Origin of the sequence: Escherichia sp. SCLE84 (assembly GCF_012584495.1) — a bacterium.
In the GTDB taxonomy this organism is placed as follows: Bacteria; Pseudomonadota; Gammaproteobacteria; order Enterobacterales; family Enterobacteriaceae; genus ECMA0423.
In genome coordinates, this window is record NZ_CP051430.1 from 3,637,920 (window position 1) to 3,653,258 (window position 15,339).

Here is a 15,339-nt window from a genome sequence, read left to right on the forward strand (position 1 = left end):
CAGTGTTATCAAATCACCATATTCAGCAGCAGACAGCCTACCAGACCGCACACCGAGATAATGGTTTCCAGCATCGACCAGGATTTGATGGTCTCGCCGATAGTCAGGTTAAAGTACTCTTTGAACAGCCAGAAGCCCGGATCGTTCACATGAGAGAAAATCACACTACCGGAACCCACCGCAATAACCATCAGCTCCGGGCTAACACCCGTCGTTGCAATCAGCGGTGCCGCGATACCACCCGCAGTGATTGCCGCAACGGTTGCGGAACCCAGCGCGATACGCAGTACGGCAGCAATCGACCAGGCCATCAGCAGCGGAGAAATGTTGGTTTCGTGCATCATGGAAGCAATGTATTTGTCCACGCCGCTGTCTACCAGCACCTGCTTGAACGCACCGCCACCACCGATGATCAACAGCATCATCGCAATGATTTTGATGGAAGAAACCAGCGTGTCGTTAATCTGATCCATTGAACGACCACGGTTCAGACCAAAGGTGAACATGGCAATCAGCACGGCAATCAGCGTAGCCATTACCGGGTCACCGAGGAACTCCGCTACCGGCAGGAAAGCGTGACCTTTCGGCAGGATCATTTCGGCAATCGCACGCATCGCCATCAGTACTACCGGCACCAGAGAGGTCCAGACGCTGACGCCAAAGCTCGGCATCTCTTCTTCGCTGAAGGTTTTCGCGCTGTAGAGACCTTCCGGAATTGGCTTATCGATACCTTTCAACACGCGAGCGTAAACCGGACCGGCGAGAATCACGGTCGGGATTGCCAGAATAGTACCGTACAGCAGGGTTTTACCCATATCGGCATTGAAAATGGTGGCAATCGCAGTCGGACCCGGATGCGGTGGCAGGAAGCCGTGGGTCACAGACAGTGCAGCTGCCATTGGTACACCAACATACAACAGTGGAATATTCGCAGAAGCCGCGATGGTAAACACCAGCGGCAGCATCAGCACAAAGCCCACTTCATAGAACAGGGCAAAACCAACGGTAAAACCGGTCAGTACCACCGCCCACTGGATGTGTTTTTTACCAAATTTGGCAATCAGCGTGGTGGCGATACGTTGTGCGCCACCGCAGTCTGCCAGCATTTTGCCCAGCATTGCGCCAAAACCCATGATCAGGGCAAGGCTACCGAGCGTCCCGCCGACACCGGCTTTGATGGAGCCAATAACTTTATCCAGCGGCATTCCTTGCATTAATCCAACAGCAAGCGCCACGAGGACGAGAGCGATGAAGCCGTTCATTTTGAAGCGGATCATCAGGAGCAACAACAAGATTACACCGATAGCAACAATGACTAATGGCATGATTTACCTGGCCTTTCATTTGTTATGGGTAACGTCAATTTTCTGACGACAAACTCTAATTATCCCAATCGGGAACAGAGATATTGCGGCACCACGACTGATACCCACTAAAACTAATTATTGTAGTCAGATGTCAGGAGTATGTTTGGTACCCATGTTAATGATACGGGTAACATCTGGCGTTTGAGAATCACCAGAGCGGGGTAAATTTAAATTATGAGAGGTTGGTCATATTATCGCGGGGAAACGAAGGGAGGGATTTGCCAAAGCAATGCTGTGCCAACGTCTGGCACATGTTCAACGTAGGCCCGAAATGACGCTTTAGCGTCGCATCGGGCAATCTACAAAAGAGGGGATAACTTAGTAGTAGGAGTGTTCGCCGCGCTGGTGTTCGGTGAGATCGCGCACACCTTTCAGCTCCGGGAATTCGTTCAGCAGCTGCTTCTCGATCCCTTCTTTCAGCGTCACATCGACCATGGAACAACCGTTACAGCCGCCGCCAAATTGCAGAATGGCGTAACCGTCTTCGGTGATTTCCATCAGCGAAACGCGACCACCGTGACCAGCAAGCTGTGGGTTGATCTGCGACTGCAGCATATACTCCACGCGCTCCATCAGCGGTGCATCGTCTGCCACTTTACGCATTTTGGCGTTCGGGGCTTTCAGCGTTAACTGAGAACCCAACTGGTCGGTAACAAAGTCGATCTCTGCATCTTCCAGGTATGGTGCGCTTAACTCATCAACATACGCGGTCAGCAGGTCAAATTTCAGGGCAGTGTCGGTGGCTTCCACGGCATCCGGCGGACAATAAGAAACACCACATTCAGCGTTAGGCGTGCCAGGGTTAATCACAAATACGCGGATTTGTGTCCCTTCTTCCTGATTTGCCAGCAGTTTGGCAAAGTGCGCTTGTGCAGCATCGGAAATACGGATCATAGTAATGGCCTAATAGTTGACTATTTTAGTTGGTTATAATACGCCCATCATCGAGGCTCTACAAGGTTCGACAAAGGCACCAGACCTGGACAGTCGCCGCACCATTGCGTAAAAGCAACTGCGCAATCTCTGCGACGGTACTTCCGGTGGTAACGACATCATCCACAATCACCATATGGCGACCTTGCACGGGCAATTCAAGACGAAAGGCATTTTTCAGGTTGCGCTTGCGTAGCCGGGCACTGAGAAAATGCTGGGTCGCAGTGGCCCGTGTTCGTGTGACGGCTTTGCTATCCCATCGGCAGTGCAACCAGCGTGATAACGGCTGACACAGCAAATCGCTCTGATTAAATCCCCGACGCCAGTGACGCCGCTGCCATAACGGAACGCTGATGATGCGATCCGGCAATTGCAACCCGGTGGTGCGACGAGCGTGTAAGACTTCCAATAGTAACAGACGTGACAGGGCGCTGGCGATTTCACTGCGCCGGGAAAATTTAAGCTGGTGGATAAGCGGACTTAACGGCGGCGCATAGTCGGCAACCGTGACCAGTCTTTGCCAGGGCGGTGGTTTTTGCAGGCAGCGACCGCAGGGAAGATGTGAGTGTGTGGCGGGTAATCCACATTGTGGGCATAACGTTTTATCTGTACGGGCAGCGCGTGAGCAGACCGAACAAATCCCCCAATGACCTAACGCCAGTGGCATTCGGCATAGCCAGCATAATCCCGGTACTGTTAGCATATGTTCATCCTTGTAAGTCAAAAGAGAACAATAGCGGATGAATAACATCTGGTGGCAGACCAAAGGTCAGGGGAATGTTCATCTTGTGCTGCTGCACGGATGGGGACTGAATGCCGAAGTGTGGCGTTGCATTGACGAGGAACTTAGCTCGCATTTTACGCTGCACCTTGTTGACCTGCCCGGCTTCGGGCGTAGCCGGGGATTTGGTGCGCTGTCACTTGCTGATATGGCCGAAGCCGTGCTGCAACAGGCACCTGATAAAGCCATTTGGTTAGGCTGGAGTCTGGGCGGGCTGGTGGCAAGCCAGATTGCGTTAACCCATCCCGAGCGTGTTCAGGCGCTGGTCACCGTGGCGTCGTCACCTTGTTTTAGTGCTCGTGACGAGTGGCCGGGGATAAAACCGGACGTGCTGGCGGGATTTCAGCAGCAACTCAGTGATGATTTTCAGCGTACAGTGGAGCGGTTCCTGGCGTTACAAACCATGGGGACTGAAACGGCGCGCCAGGATGCGCGGGCGTTGAAGAAAACCGTTCTGGCGTTACCGATGCCGGAGGTTGACGTGCTTAATGGCGGGCTGGAAATCCTGAAAACGGTCGATCTCCGTCAGCCGCTGCAAAACGTGCCCATGCCGTTTTTGCGATTGTATGGCTATCTCGACGGTCTGGTGCCGCGCAAAGTGGTGCCGATGCTGGATAAACTTTGGCCTCACAGCGAATCATATATCTTCGCCAAAGCGGCCCATGCGCCGTTTATTTCGCATCCGGTCGAGTTTTGTCACCTGCTGGTGGCGTTGAAGCAGAGGGTGTAGGCAACTTTTGAAATGGCGAGACAGAAATTTACTGGCTCGCCGCAGCCAACTCTTCTTCTGACACCCCGGTAAAGCGCATGATGTCTGTAAGAGGGACTCCGGATTCAAGCATTATTTTGGCTATATGCAGGGCTTTGGATTGTTCCCCCTCCTGCCGCAATCTTTCCGCAATTGTCATTAAACTCTCCTTGTGTTTCGGTGAACGTTCGGCAACGCCGTCGATAAAATCGTTAAAACGTACCGCGTCGCCGGTTTGCAGTATGTAATTAAACAGCCCTTTGATTTGTCTGTCATTAGCGTATCCACTACTTAATAAGCAGGCCATTTGCTCTACCTGCCCCATCAGGTCGCGTTGACGAATATGTTTTTGAATTAACTCCAGCAGCGCCATACGTCGGTGCTGCATGATTTCATCATCAGGCATGACGGTGACATCAATCAGCGGAAATGCGGAGGCATAAAGCTGCCTTGCCAGTTTGGGATCGGCGAAACAATCCAGCCAACACAGCGAATAGGGATAGGGGCTTTCAATACCGTGGTAAAACAACAATGGCACCACCATCGGCAACGTTTTGTATCCGGCATCAAGGTGATTTTGCATTGCGGCAATAGCGTAACGCATCATGCGAAATGCGATCAGTTTGTTTGAGGTGCTTTGATGTTCAATCAGACAATAGATGTATCCTGGTCCTTGTTCCGTTTTCACCGACCACAGCACATCGGAATAGCTTTCACGCAGATCGTCATCAATAAAGCTGCTCGACTCCAGCTTGAGGGTTTTCATATCACAAAGCGCGTGAATGGGTGCCGGTAAATGAAACGCAAGAAAATCACGAGCCGTGTCCGGTTGGCGTAAAAAGAGTTTGAACAGCGCATCGTGTGGGGTGGAACTCTGCTTTTTGCTCATGGCGTTCCTTCACCTGTTGTTTGAATGCCGCGACTCTACGCGCCACTTCACTCCTGTGTATTAGCGAGTTTTCATCCCTGCGAGATGCTTTCAAAGGAACTTACGCCGTGCTGCAAGAGTTGCATTTTTATGGAAAGCCGCACGCAAAAAAGCCCGGATGCAGACGCATACCGGGCTTTCCAAAACAGGCGATGGAGTAAGGTTAACGCAGCGCCCACCACTCGCGCAGACAGGCTTTTCCTTCCGGGCAGCTTTTACAACTGCCAGAGAGGCAGCCGTCAGGTTCTTCCTGAATCCGCACGGCTTTGCCCATACTTTCCAGTTGTTGCAGCATGGCGTTAATCATTGGCTGTGGAGTGTTCAATGTCTGGCTTATCTGGGCCGCTTCCATACGGCCCCGTAACGCCAGCAAATCGCGCACCTGAATAAGTGAAGCCATTAATGGCAATCACCGGTGGTGCTGGCTGCGCAGCAACTGCTTACCGACTTGCGGGTTGCCAGCAGTTCGATATCCACCCGGCTACGCGCGCGGCGCAGCAGACCGATAACCACGATGTTAAACAGGATAACCGCCAGAATGCACACCAGGCTGTAAGTTGGATGCTGACTGTAGCTGGCGACCTGATAGAACAATGTTGCCAGTGAGTAAGCGATATTCAGCCCCCACAGGATGGAGAAGCCCATCCAGCCACGGCTTGATTCACGGGCGATAGCCCCCATCACCGAGATACACGGTACATACAGCAGGACGAAAATCAGGTAGCTGTATGCGGCAGCTGCGCTACCGAATTTCTGATCCATCACGCCCATCGCCCCGGTACCCATTTCGCCGTCGCCTTTGCTAGCTTCAATGGGGTTCATCAGTACGCTAAGGCTGAAGGTGTCTTTCAGGCTCTGCCAGGTTTCATCTACCGCACTGAACAGCTCTTCACCGAGGTTAAATTCTGCCGGATTGAACTCTTCGTCCTGAATATTTTCTGCGGTGTAGAGGGTGTTGAGCGTACCCACTACCACTTCTTTCGCCATGGCACCTGTAAACAGGCCAACCGTTGCCTGCCAGTTATCTTCATGCACGCCAATTGGCTTGAAGACCGGGGTGATCACCCGGCTGACGGACGCCAGCGCCGAGTCGTTGATGTTATCGACGATTTTCCCGCTCAGCGAGAAGCTGTTGAAAGCGCTCAGGAAAATGCTGACGATGATGATCACTTTACCAGCACGCAGAACGAAGCCTTTCAGACGCTGCCAGGTCTGGATAATCAGGCTTTTAACGTGTGGTACATGATAGACCGGCAACTCCATGACAAACGGCGTCGCTTCACCGCGCATGATGGTGTACTTGAGCATCAGGCCAGTCAGCACCGCCATCACAATACCCAGCATATACAGCGAGAAGACCGCCAGCGCACCGTTCTGCCCGAAGAAGGCAGCCGCGAATACTGCGAAGATAGCCAGACGCGCGCCGCAGGACATAAACGGTGCCATCATGATGGTCATCAGACGTTCACGCGGTGCATCAAGCGTACGTGCACCCATTACCGACGGTACGTTACAACCGAAACCGACGATCAGCGGCACAAAGGATTTCCCCGGCAAGCCCAGCGCCTGCATCAGACGGTCCATCACAAACGCCGCACGCGCCATATACCCGGAGTCCTCAAGGAAGGAGAGGAACAGGTACATCATGCCAATCTGCGGCACCAGTGGCAGCACGGTGTTAATGCCGCCACCCAGGCCCTGGGCGAGGAAGATAGTCAGCCAGTCCGGGAAGTGGAGCGTGTAGCCAATCCATTGAATACCATGCACAAATAGCGCCACGGAGCCGACGTCAAACAGCGGCTGTAACGCCCCGCCGATGTTGATAGCCAGCAGGAACATCAGGTACATCACAAAGAGGAAAATCGGCAGACCGAGGAAACGGTTGAGCACGATTTTATCTACCGCAGTGGTGAAACGGCTGGGTTCTGCCGTCAGGGTGTTGCTTACCACATCACAGATGGCAGCAATGCACTGGTAACGCGCATCGGCAATGTGCAGCGCCGGATCGTCCATCTCATTACGCAGACGGGCGAGGGCGGCATCCAGATGCTGCGACGCTTCACCGGCGTAGGCGCGGCTGTAGATATCGCCTTCCAGCATTTGCAGGCCCAGCCAGCGACGTTGTTTCAGCGGGATGTCGGAAGGCATCACTTTTGCCAGTGAATCTGCTTCGTTGAGTAGCGGCTGTGCGTAATGCACCAGTTCCACATTCTCGTTAGCTTTATAGCGATCAATCGCCAGCTTGAGCGCTTCAATACCGCGACCACGGGTTGAAACCAGCGGGATCACTGGGCAGCCAAGACGCGCCGACAGAGCATCAATTTCAATACGAATATTTTGCTTCTCGGCAATGTCGAGCATGTTCAGTGCCACGATGCAGGGAATGCCGAGTTCCAGCAGTTGTAGCGTCAGGTACAGGTTACGCTCAAGGTTAGACGCATCCACCACGTTAATCAGCAGGTCGGCGTCGCCACTCAAAATGTAGTGACAGGCGATTTGCTCATCGAGCGAGGTCTGCGATGAGATGGTGGTCAGAGAATAGGTGCCGGGCAGGTCCACCAGCGTGACCTGATGATCGGTGGTGGAGAATTGCCCTTCTTTACGTTCGACGGTAACGCCAGCCCAGTTACCTACACGCTGACGTGCGCCAGTGAGCTGGTTAAATAAGGTTGTCTTGCCAGAATTTGGATTACCAATTAAGCCTATGGTTAATTTTTTCATTGTTGTTATCACCGTATTAACAGGAAACCGCTTCCACTTCTAATAAGGCCAGATCTTTTTTGCGTAATACCAGGCTCACACGACGGGTTTCGATATGAATGGGGTCGCCGAGTGGAGCGACGCGCACCACATTAAAAGAGGAGCCAGGTAACATGCCAAGAGAAAGCAGTTTTTGGCGATATGCCGGGCTGATTTCATGGGAAAAGCCAGTGATTTTCCACGCAGTATCTGGAGTGTATTGCATAGGTGCCTACTTGTTTCTCATTAACTGGATAACTACCTCATGGGGCGTTTGACAGCGACATGAGACCAGATGATTTGCCAACGAAGGAGAGATTAAATAATCAACAGCACAATGATAATGAGAATGGTTTCTATCAGCAATACTTAAAATGTGTGCGAATGTTGGTTTGAATAATAATCTGACTCAATGTTGATGTGGCTCAAGGTTATATCGCAGCGAAAATATAATTCGAATAGCGAATTACCAGGACTGGCTAATGTTTAATTAAGGTTTCAGTTGTTAATGAAGTGATAAATGTTGCCGGAATATATTGTGAGTTTGGCTGTGGAATAAAAATGCCGGAGATATTCTCCGGCACTTTTATGTCAGACAAGGCGTTCGTTGCCAGATGCGGCGTGGACACCTTATCGCGCAGGTTTAGGGGTCAATCAGGGCGTTTAACGTTTTTTGCCCATTGCTGCCGCCAGCGCGTCCATCATCGCGCTGTTACCGGCAGGCTGCGCTTCACGTCCGCGCGGTTTGGCTGCCGGGCGGTTGTTTTGCGGGCGTTCATTACCGCCGCCGCGACGGGCGTTGGTTTCGCCAGGCTGCTCGTCCAGACGCATGGTCAGGGCGATACGTTTACGCTGAAGATCCACTTCCAGCACTTTCACCTTCACAATGTCGCCCGCTTTCACCACGGTATGCGGATCTTCTACAAACTTGTTCGACAATGAAGAGATGTGAACCAGGCCGTCCTGATGCACGCCGATATCGACAAACGCGCCAAAGTTGGTGACGTTGGTCACCGCACCTTCGAGGATCATACCCGGTTGCAGGTCGTTCATTGTCTCGACGCCATCGGCAAACTGAGCGGTTTTAAATTCCGGACGCGGATCGCGACCCGGTTTTTCCAGCTCTTTGATGATGTCAGTTACTGTCGGCACACCGAATTTTTCATCAGTAAAGTCAGACGCTTTCAGGTTACGCAGTTCGCTGCTGTTACCCATCAGATCTTTCAGTGCCTGCTGTGTTGCTGCCAGAATGCGTTCCACCACCGGATAGGCTTCCGGGTGGACGGTAGACGCGTCCAGCGGGTTATCACCATGGTTAATGCGCAAGAAGCCCGCGCACTGCTCGAAGGCTTTCGGCCCCAGACGGCTCACTTTCAGCAGTTGCTGACGGTTCTGGAACTGACCGTTCTCATCGCGCCAGGCCACGATGTTTTGCGCCATCATGCGCGTCAGGCCCGCCACGCGGGTTAACAGCGGAACAGAAGCAGTGTTGAGATCGACGCCAACGGCGTTTACGCAGTCTTCTACTACTGCGTCCAGTTTGCGGGCCAGTTGCGTCTGGCTGACGTCATGCTGATACTGACCTACGCCGATAGATTTCGGATCGATTTTCACCAGCTCCGCCAGCGGATCCTGCAAACGGCGGGCGATAGATACCGCACCACGCAGCGAAACGTCGAGATCCGGGAACTCCTGCGCTGCCAGCTCGGAAGCTGAGTAAACCGACGCGCCAGCTTCGCTGACGATCACTTTCTGTGCGGTCACTTTCGGGAACTGCTTCTGCACGTCGAGATAGAAACGTTCAGTTTCGCGGGAAGCTGTACCGTTGCCGATCGCCACCAGTTCAACGTTATGTTTTTCACACAAGGCAGCAACGGTCATCGCTGCTTTTGCGGCTTGTCCGGTGTGCGGGTAAATGGTATCGGTCGCCACCAGTTTGCCAGTGGCATCGACCACCGCCACTTTTACCCCAGTACGCAGACCCGGATCGAGGCCCATCGTTGCACGCAGTCCGGCAGGGGCCGCCATCAGCAGATCGTGCAGGTTACGGGCAAAGACGTTGATTGCTTCATCTTCCGCGCGTTCGCGCACGGTACCCATCAGTTCGGTTTCCAGATGCATCAGCACCTTGATGCGCCAGGTCCAGCTCACTACGCCTTTGCGCCAGCTATCCGCCGGGGCATTGTTCAGGCGCAGGCCAAGGTGATCCATGATGATTTGCTCGCAATAGCTCTCTTTGGGCGGCTCATCGAACTGCGGATCGGCATTCAGCGAAAGCTGGAGTACGCCTTCGTTACGCCCACGGAACATCGCCAGCGCGCGGTGAGAAGGCACCGTGGACAACGGTTCGTGATGATCGAAATAGTCGCGGAATTTCGCCCCTTCCTCTTCTTTACCGCTCACCACCGTAGAAACCAAATGCGCGTTCTTCCACAGATAATCACGCACTTTCGCCAGCAGCGCGGCATCTTCGGCAAACCGTTCCATCAGGATATAGCGCGCGCCATCCAGCGCGGCTTTGGTATCTGCCACGCCTTTATCGGCATCAACATATTGTGCAGCGGCGACTTCTGGCGTGTGTGACGGATCGCTCCACAGCAGGTCAGCCAACGGCTCAAGCCCTGCTTCAATGGCGATTTGCCCGCGGGTGCGGCGTTTAGGTTTGTAGGGCAGGTAGAGGTCTTCGAGTTCGGTTTTGCTTAGGGTGGCGTTGATGGCCTTCGCCAGATCATCGGTGAGTTTGCCTTGCTCGGAAATGGATTTGAGGATCGCCTGACGTCTCTCTTCCAGCTCGCGCAGATAGCTCAGACGCGTTTCCAGATTACGCAGCTGCGTGTCATCCAGACCGCCGGTGATTTCCTTACGATAACGTGCGATAAACGGCACGGTATTCCCTTCGTCAAGCAGGCGAACGGCAGCGTCAACCTGTTCCGGGCGCGCCTGAATTTCACCCGCAATAATGCGGCAGAACGAATCATTCATCATGGTTTGAGTTCATCTTTTCGGATCAAAAATCAGGGGATAGTTATACGGACTGGCTGGCAAAAATGCCAGCCATCGGCAGGAGGTTAAGACTCTTCCTTACGGTTTCACGTACTCGATAGCATTAACATACCAGCTCGCTTCCCCGGCAGGGGTATTCACCACCGCCAGATCGCCGACTTCTTTTTTCAGCAATGCGCGGGCCATCGGGGAATCGATAGAGATGTAATCTTTACGGCCAAAAATTTCATCGTAGCCGACAATACGGAAACGGTGAGTCACGCCATCGTCGTTTTCAATCTCCACCCACGCGCCAAAAAAGACTTTGCCTTCCTGCTGAGGGGAGTAATCGACGATTTTGAGATTTTCCATGCATTTAGTGAGATAGCGCACGCGACGGTCGATTTCACGCAGACGCTTTTTATTATACTGATAGTCAGCATTTTCGCTGCGGTCGCCCAGACTTGCGGCCCAGGTCACCTTTTTTGTGACCTCCGGGCGTTCTTCACGCCAGAGATAATTAAGCTCTTGTTTGAGTTTTTCATACCCTTCCCGGGTAACCAGGGGCGTTTTCATCTCGTTGATTCCCTTTGTCTGTTTGATAATGCGCACATTGGGTATAACGTGATCATATCAACAGAATCAATAATGTTTCGCCGAATAAATTGTATACTTAAGCTGCTGTTTAATATGCTTTGTAACAATTTAGGCTGAAATTCATACCAGATTTAGCTGGTGACGAACGTGAGCTTTTTTAAGAATACACGCTTACAAATTGTTGCGAACCTTTGGGAGTACAAACAATGCAAGAGAACTACAAGATTCTGGTGGTCGATGACGACATGCGCCTGCGTGCGCTGCTGGAACGTTATCTCACCGAACAAGGCTTCCAGGTTCGAAGCGTCGCTAATGCAGAACAGATGGATCGCCTGCTGACTCGTGAATCTTTCCATCTTATGGTACTGGATTTAATGTTACCTGGTGAAGATGGCTTGTCGATTTGCCGACGTCTTCGTAGTCAGAGCAACCCGATGCCGATCATTATGGTGACGGCGAAAGGGGAAGAAGTGGACCGTATCGTAGGCCTGGAGATTGGCGCTGACGACTACATTCCAAAACCGTTTAACCCGCGTGAACTGCTGGCCCGTATTCGTGCGGTGCTGCGTCGTCAGGCGAACGAACTGCCAGGCGCACCGTCACAGGAAGAGGCGGTAATTGCTTTCGGTAAGTTCAAACTTAACCTCGGTACGCGCGAAATGTTCCGCGAAGATGAGCCGATGCCGCTCACCAGCGGTGAGTTTGCGGTACTGAAGGCACTGGTCAGCCATCCGCGTGAGCCGCTCTCCCGCGATAAGCTGATGAACCTTGCCCGTGGTCGTGAATATTCCGCAATGGAACGCTCCATCGACGTGCAGATTTCGCGTCTGCGCCGCATGGTAGAAGAAGATCCAGCGCATCCGCGTTACATTCAGACCGTTTGGGGCCTGGGCTACGTCTTTGTACCGGACGGCTCTAAAGCATGAGGCGATTGCGCTTCTCGCCACGAAGTTCATTTGCCCGTACGTTATTGCTCATCGTCACCTTGCTGTTCGCCAGCCTGGTGACGACTTATCTGGTGGTGCTGAACTTCGCGATTTTGCCGAGCCTCCAGCAGTTTAATAAAGTCCTCGCGTACGAAGTGCGTATGTTGATGACCGACAAACTGCAACTGGAGGACGGCACGCAGTTGGTTGTGCCTCCCGCTTTCCGTCGGGAGATCTACCGTGAGCTGGGGATCTCTCTCTACTCCAACGAGGCTGCCGAAGAGGCAGGTCTGCGTTGGGCGCAACACTATGAATTCTTAAGCCATCAGATGGCACAGCAACTGGGCGGCCCGACGGAAGTGCGCGTTGAGGTCAACAAAAGTTCGCCTGTCGTCTGGCTGAAAACCTGGCTGTCGCCCAATATCTGGGTACGCGTGCCGCTGACCGAAATTCATCAGGGCGATTTCTCTCCGCTGTTCCGCTATACGCTGGCGATTATGCTATTGGCGATAGGCGGGGCGTGGCTGTTTATTCGTATCCAGAACCGACCGTTGGTCGATCTCGAACACGCAGCCTTGCAGGTTGGTAAAGGGATTATTCCGCCGCCGCTGCGTGAATATGGCGCTTCGGAGGTGCGTTCCGTTACCCGTGCCTTTAACCATATGGCGGCTGGTGTTAAGCAACTGGCGGATGACCGCACGCTGCTGATGGCGGGGGTAAGTCACGACTTGCGCACGCCGCTGACGCGTATTCGCCTGGCGACTGAGATGATGAGCGAGCAGGATGGCTATCTGGCAGAATCGATCAATAAAGATATCGAAGAGTGCAACGCCATCATTGAGCAGTTTATCGACTACCTGCGCACCGGGCAGGAGATGCCGATGGAAATGGCGGATCTTAATGCAGTACTCGGTGAGGTGATTGCTGCCGAAAGTGGCTATGAGCGGGAAATTGAAACCGCGCTTTACCCCGGCAGCATTGAAGTGAAAATGCACCCGCTGTCGATCAAACGCGCGGTGGCGAATATGGTGGTCAACGCCGCCCGTTATGGCAATGGCTGGATCAAAGTCAGCAGCGGAACGGAGCCGAATCGCGCCTGGTTCCAGGTGGAAGATGACGGTCCGGGAATTGCGCCGGAACAACGTAAGCACCTGTTCCAGCCGTTTGTCCGCGGCGACAGTGCGCGCACCATTAGCGGCACGGGATTAGGGCTGGCAATTGTGCAGCGTATCGTGGATAACCATAACGGGATGCTGGAGCTTGGCACCAGCGAGCGGGGCGGGCTTTCCATTCGCGCCTGGCTGCCAGTGCCGGTAACGCGGGCGCAGGGCACGACAAAAGAAGGGTAAATAAACGGGAGGCGAAGGTGCCTCCCGTTTTGCTTTCTATAAGATACTGGATAGATATTCTCCAGCTTCAAATCATTACAGTTTCGGACCAGCCGCTACCAGCGCGGCACCCGCAGGGGTGTCGGTGTATTTATCGAAGTTGTCGATAAACAGTTTCGCCAGGGTTTCGGCTTTTTCCTGCCACTGTTCCGGAGAAGCGTAGGTGTTACGCGGATCGAGAATCTTCGTGTCTACGCCCGGCAGTTCGGTTGGGATCGCCAGGTTAAACATCGGCAGAGTGAAGGTTTCTGCATTATCCAGCGAACCGTTGAGGATGGCGTCGATAATGGCGCGGGTATCTTTAATCGAGATACGTTTGCCAGTGCCGTTCCAGCCAGTGTTAACCAGATAAGCCTGCGCGCCCGCCGCCTGCATACGTTTCACCAGCACTTCTGCGTACTGAGTCGGGTGCAGCGACAGGAACGCCGCGCCGAAGCAAGCGGAGAAGGTTGGCGTCGGTTCGGTGATGCCACGCTCAGTACCGGCCAGTTTGGCGGTGAAGCCAGAGAGGAAGTGATACTGGGTTTGATCGGCAGTCAGGCGAGAAACCGGCGGCAACACGCCGAAAGCATCAGCAGTCAGGAAGATAACCTTAGTCGCGTGGCCCGCTTTGGAAACCGGCTTAACAATGTTATCGATGTGATAGATCGGATAAGAAACGCGGGTGTTCTCGGTTTTTGAACCATCATCAAAGTCGATAGTGCCATCTTCACGCACGGTGACGTTTTCCAGCAGCGCATCGCGACGGATAGCGTTGTAGATTTCAGGTTCCGCTTCTTTCGACAGCTTGATAGTTTTTGCGTAGCAGCCGCCTTCGAAGTTAAACACGCCGTCATCGTCCCAGCCGTGCTCGTCATCACCAATCAGGCGACGTTTCGGGTCGGTGGAAAGGGTGGTTTTACCGGTGCCGGAAAGGCCGAAGAACACCGCAACATCGCCTTTCTCACCAACGTTGGCGGAGCAGTGCATAGAAGCGATACCTTTCAGCGGCAGCAGGTAGTTCATCATCGAGAACATCCCTTTCTTCATTTCGCCGCCGTACCAGGTGCCGCCAATCAGCTGCATGCGCTCGGTCAGGTTAAACGCCACGAAGTTTTCGGAGTTCAGACCCTGTTCTTTCCACTGCGGGTTAGTGCACTTCGCGCCGTTCATAACGATAAAGTCTGGTTTGAAACCTGCCAGCTCTTCATCGCTCGGGCGAATAAACATGTTTTTGACAAAATGCGCCTGCCAGGCCACTTCGGTGATGAAACGGACGGAAAGACGAGTATCCGGGTTCGCACCACAGAAAGCGTCGACAACGAACAGACGTTTGCCGGAAAGCTGCCTGGTCACCAGGCCTTTCAGATGCTGCCAGGTTTCCGGAGAGAGAGGTTTGTTGTCGTTCTTACCTTTGCCTTTGTCTGCCCACCAGAAAGTATCGCGAGTGGTATCGTCACGGACGATATACTTATCTTTTGGTGAACGACCGGTGAAGATCCCGGTATCGACGGCAACGGCACCCAGATTAGTTAACACCCCGCGCTCATAACCTGTCAGGCTCGGATCGAGCTCTTCCTGATACAGCAGGTCGTAGCTTGGGTTGTAAACGATATCATGTACGTCACTGATACCATAAGCCTCGAGTTCTTGCGGGGTCAAACCATTGTTAACGCGCATTTCACTGCTCCTTAGCCAATATGTATTGCCTGAATAGTAAAGTCTTTTTGGGGGTGTTAACCGCGACAAGGCTCATAGATTTACGTATCTGGAGAAATTCATATTTGACAAAAAACTCCGTGATTCCTGTCACGAAACGGTTGCTATTATCGCAGAAATAGCATTTTAGGTGTGGAAAATGTTCTCAAAAGGTTAAATCTTGGTTTATATGGCGGGAATATTGTGAGTGGAATCGCATTCCTTAATGAAATTGATGCAAATTCAATCGGTAAAGTATCGATTCACCACGCT

At 52.9% G+C, this 15,339-nt stretch carries 13 protein-coding genes; 3 read left to right on the top strand and 10 right to left on the bottom strand.

The annotated features are described in order from the left end of the window. Window positions 1–8: 8 nt before the first annotated feature. The 3 genes from gntT to gntX all read right to left on the bottom strand — a co-directional run bounded on the left by gntT (window position 9) and on the right by gntX (window position 3,003). Entirely contained in the window at window positions 9–1,325 is a 1,317-nt protein-coding gene (gene gntT, locus HGD79_RS17540) for a gluconate transporter (RefSeq protein WP_001131758.1), read from the bottom strand. A gap of 360 nt (window positions 1,326–1,685) precedes the next feature. Further along, window positions 1,686–2,261, bottom strand: a complete 576-nt coding sequence (nfuA, locus tag HGD79_RS17545; protein WP_000619389.1) for a Fe-S biogenesis protein NfuA — start codon at window positions 2,259–2,261, stop codon at window positions 1,686–1,688. Between the two features lie 58 nt (window positions 2,262–2,319). Beyond that, the gene (gntX, locus tag HGD79_RS17550; protein WP_001298725.1) at window positions 2,320–3,003 is read right to left on the bottom strand and encodes a DNA utilization protein GntX; all 684 of its coding nucleotides are present in this window, start codon (window positions 3,001–3,003) and stop codon (window positions 2,320–2,322) included. Between the two features lie 37 nt (window positions 3,004–3,040). Between gntX and bioH the strand changes: the two genes are divergently transcribed. Then, window positions 3,041–3,811, top strand: a complete 771-nt coding sequence (gene bioH / locus HGD79_RS17555) for a pimeloyl-ACP methyl ester esterase BioH (protein WP_001060069.1) — start codon at window positions 3,041–3,043, stop codon at window positions 3,809–3,811. Window positions 3,812–3,839: 28 nt separating this feature from the next. On the opposite strand, the gene rpnA is transcribed toward bioH, so the two are convergent. The 6 genes from rpnA to greB all read right to left on the bottom strand — a co-directional run bounded on the left by rpnA (window position 3,840) and on the right by greB (window position 11,054). Then, a complete protein-coding gene (gene rpnA, locus HGD79_RS17560) occupies window positions 3,840–4,718 on the bottom strand; it encodes a recombination-promoting nuclease RpnA (RefSeq protein WP_000039069.1) in 879 nt (292 codons plus the stop codon). A 202-nt stretch (window positions 4,719–4,920) separates the two neighbouring features. Beyond that, window positions 4,921–5,157 (bottom strand): [Fe-S]-dependent transcriptional repressor FeoC, encoded by a 237-nt coding sequence (gene feoC / locus HGD79_RS17565; protein ID WP_000157586.1) that lies wholly within the window; start codon window positions 5,155–5,157, stop codon window positions 4,921–4,923. Further along, window positions 5,157–7,478 carry a Fe(2+) transporter permease subunit FeoB gene (gene feoB / locus HGD79_RS17570; RefSeq protein ID WP_000737014.1) on the bottom strand — a complete coding sequence of 774 codons (2,322 nt, stop codon included), beginning with the start codon at window positions 7,476–7,478 and terminating at the stop codon, window positions 5,157–5,159. Before feoB ends, feoC begins: the two co-directional genes overlap by 1 nt. A 16-nt stretch (window positions 7,479–7,494) precedes the next feature. Beyond that, window positions 7,495–7,722: a ferrous iron transporter A gene (gene feoA / locus HGD79_RS17575; protein WP_001200452.1), complete on the bottom strand. Its 228-nt coding sequence runs from the start codon at window positions 7,720–7,722 to the stop codon at window positions 7,495–7,497. 437 nt (window positions 7,723–8,159) lie between these two features. Beyond that, window positions 8,160–10,481 carry a Tex family protein gene (locus HGD79_RS17580; protein ID WP_000980706.1) on the bottom strand — a complete coding sequence of 774 codons (2,322 nt, stop codon included), beginning with the start codon at window positions 10,479–10,481 and terminating at the stop codon, window positions 8,160–8,162. Between the two features lie 96 nt (window positions 10,482–10,577). Continuing rightward, window positions 10,578–11,054, bottom strand: a complete 477-nt coding sequence (gene greB, locus HGD79_RS17585; RefSeq protein ID WP_000856744.1) for a transcription elongation factor GreB — start codon at window positions 11,052–11,054, stop codon at window positions 10,578–10,580. Between the two features lie 227 nt (window positions 11,055–11,281). Between greB and ompR the strand changes: the two genes are divergently transcribed. After that, window positions 11,282–12,001, top strand: coding sequence for a two-component system response regulator OmpR (ompR, locus tag HGD79_RS17590; protein ID WP_001157751.1), 720 nt, complete (start codon window positions 11,282–11,284; stop codon window positions 11,999–12,001). Then, a complete protein-coding gene (gene envZ / locus HGD79_RS17595) occupies window positions 11,998–13,350 on the top strand; it encodes a two-component system sensor histidine kinase EnvZ (protein ID WP_001253696.1) in 1,353 nt (450 codons plus the stop codon). Before ompR ends, envZ begins: the two co-directional genes overlap by 4 nt. Window positions 13,351–13,425: 75 nt before the next feature. Here envZ and pckA read toward each other — a convergent pair whose 3' ends face one another. Then, window positions 13,426–15,048 carry a phosphoenolpyruvate carboxykinase (ATP) gene (pckA, locus tag HGD79_RS17600; RefSeq protein ID WP_001265681.1) on the bottom strand — a complete coding sequence of 541 codons (1,623 nt, stop codon included), beginning with the start codon at window positions 15,046–15,048 and terminating at the stop codon, window positions 13,426–13,428. Between the last annotated feature and the right edge of the window lie 291 nt (window positions 15,049–15,339).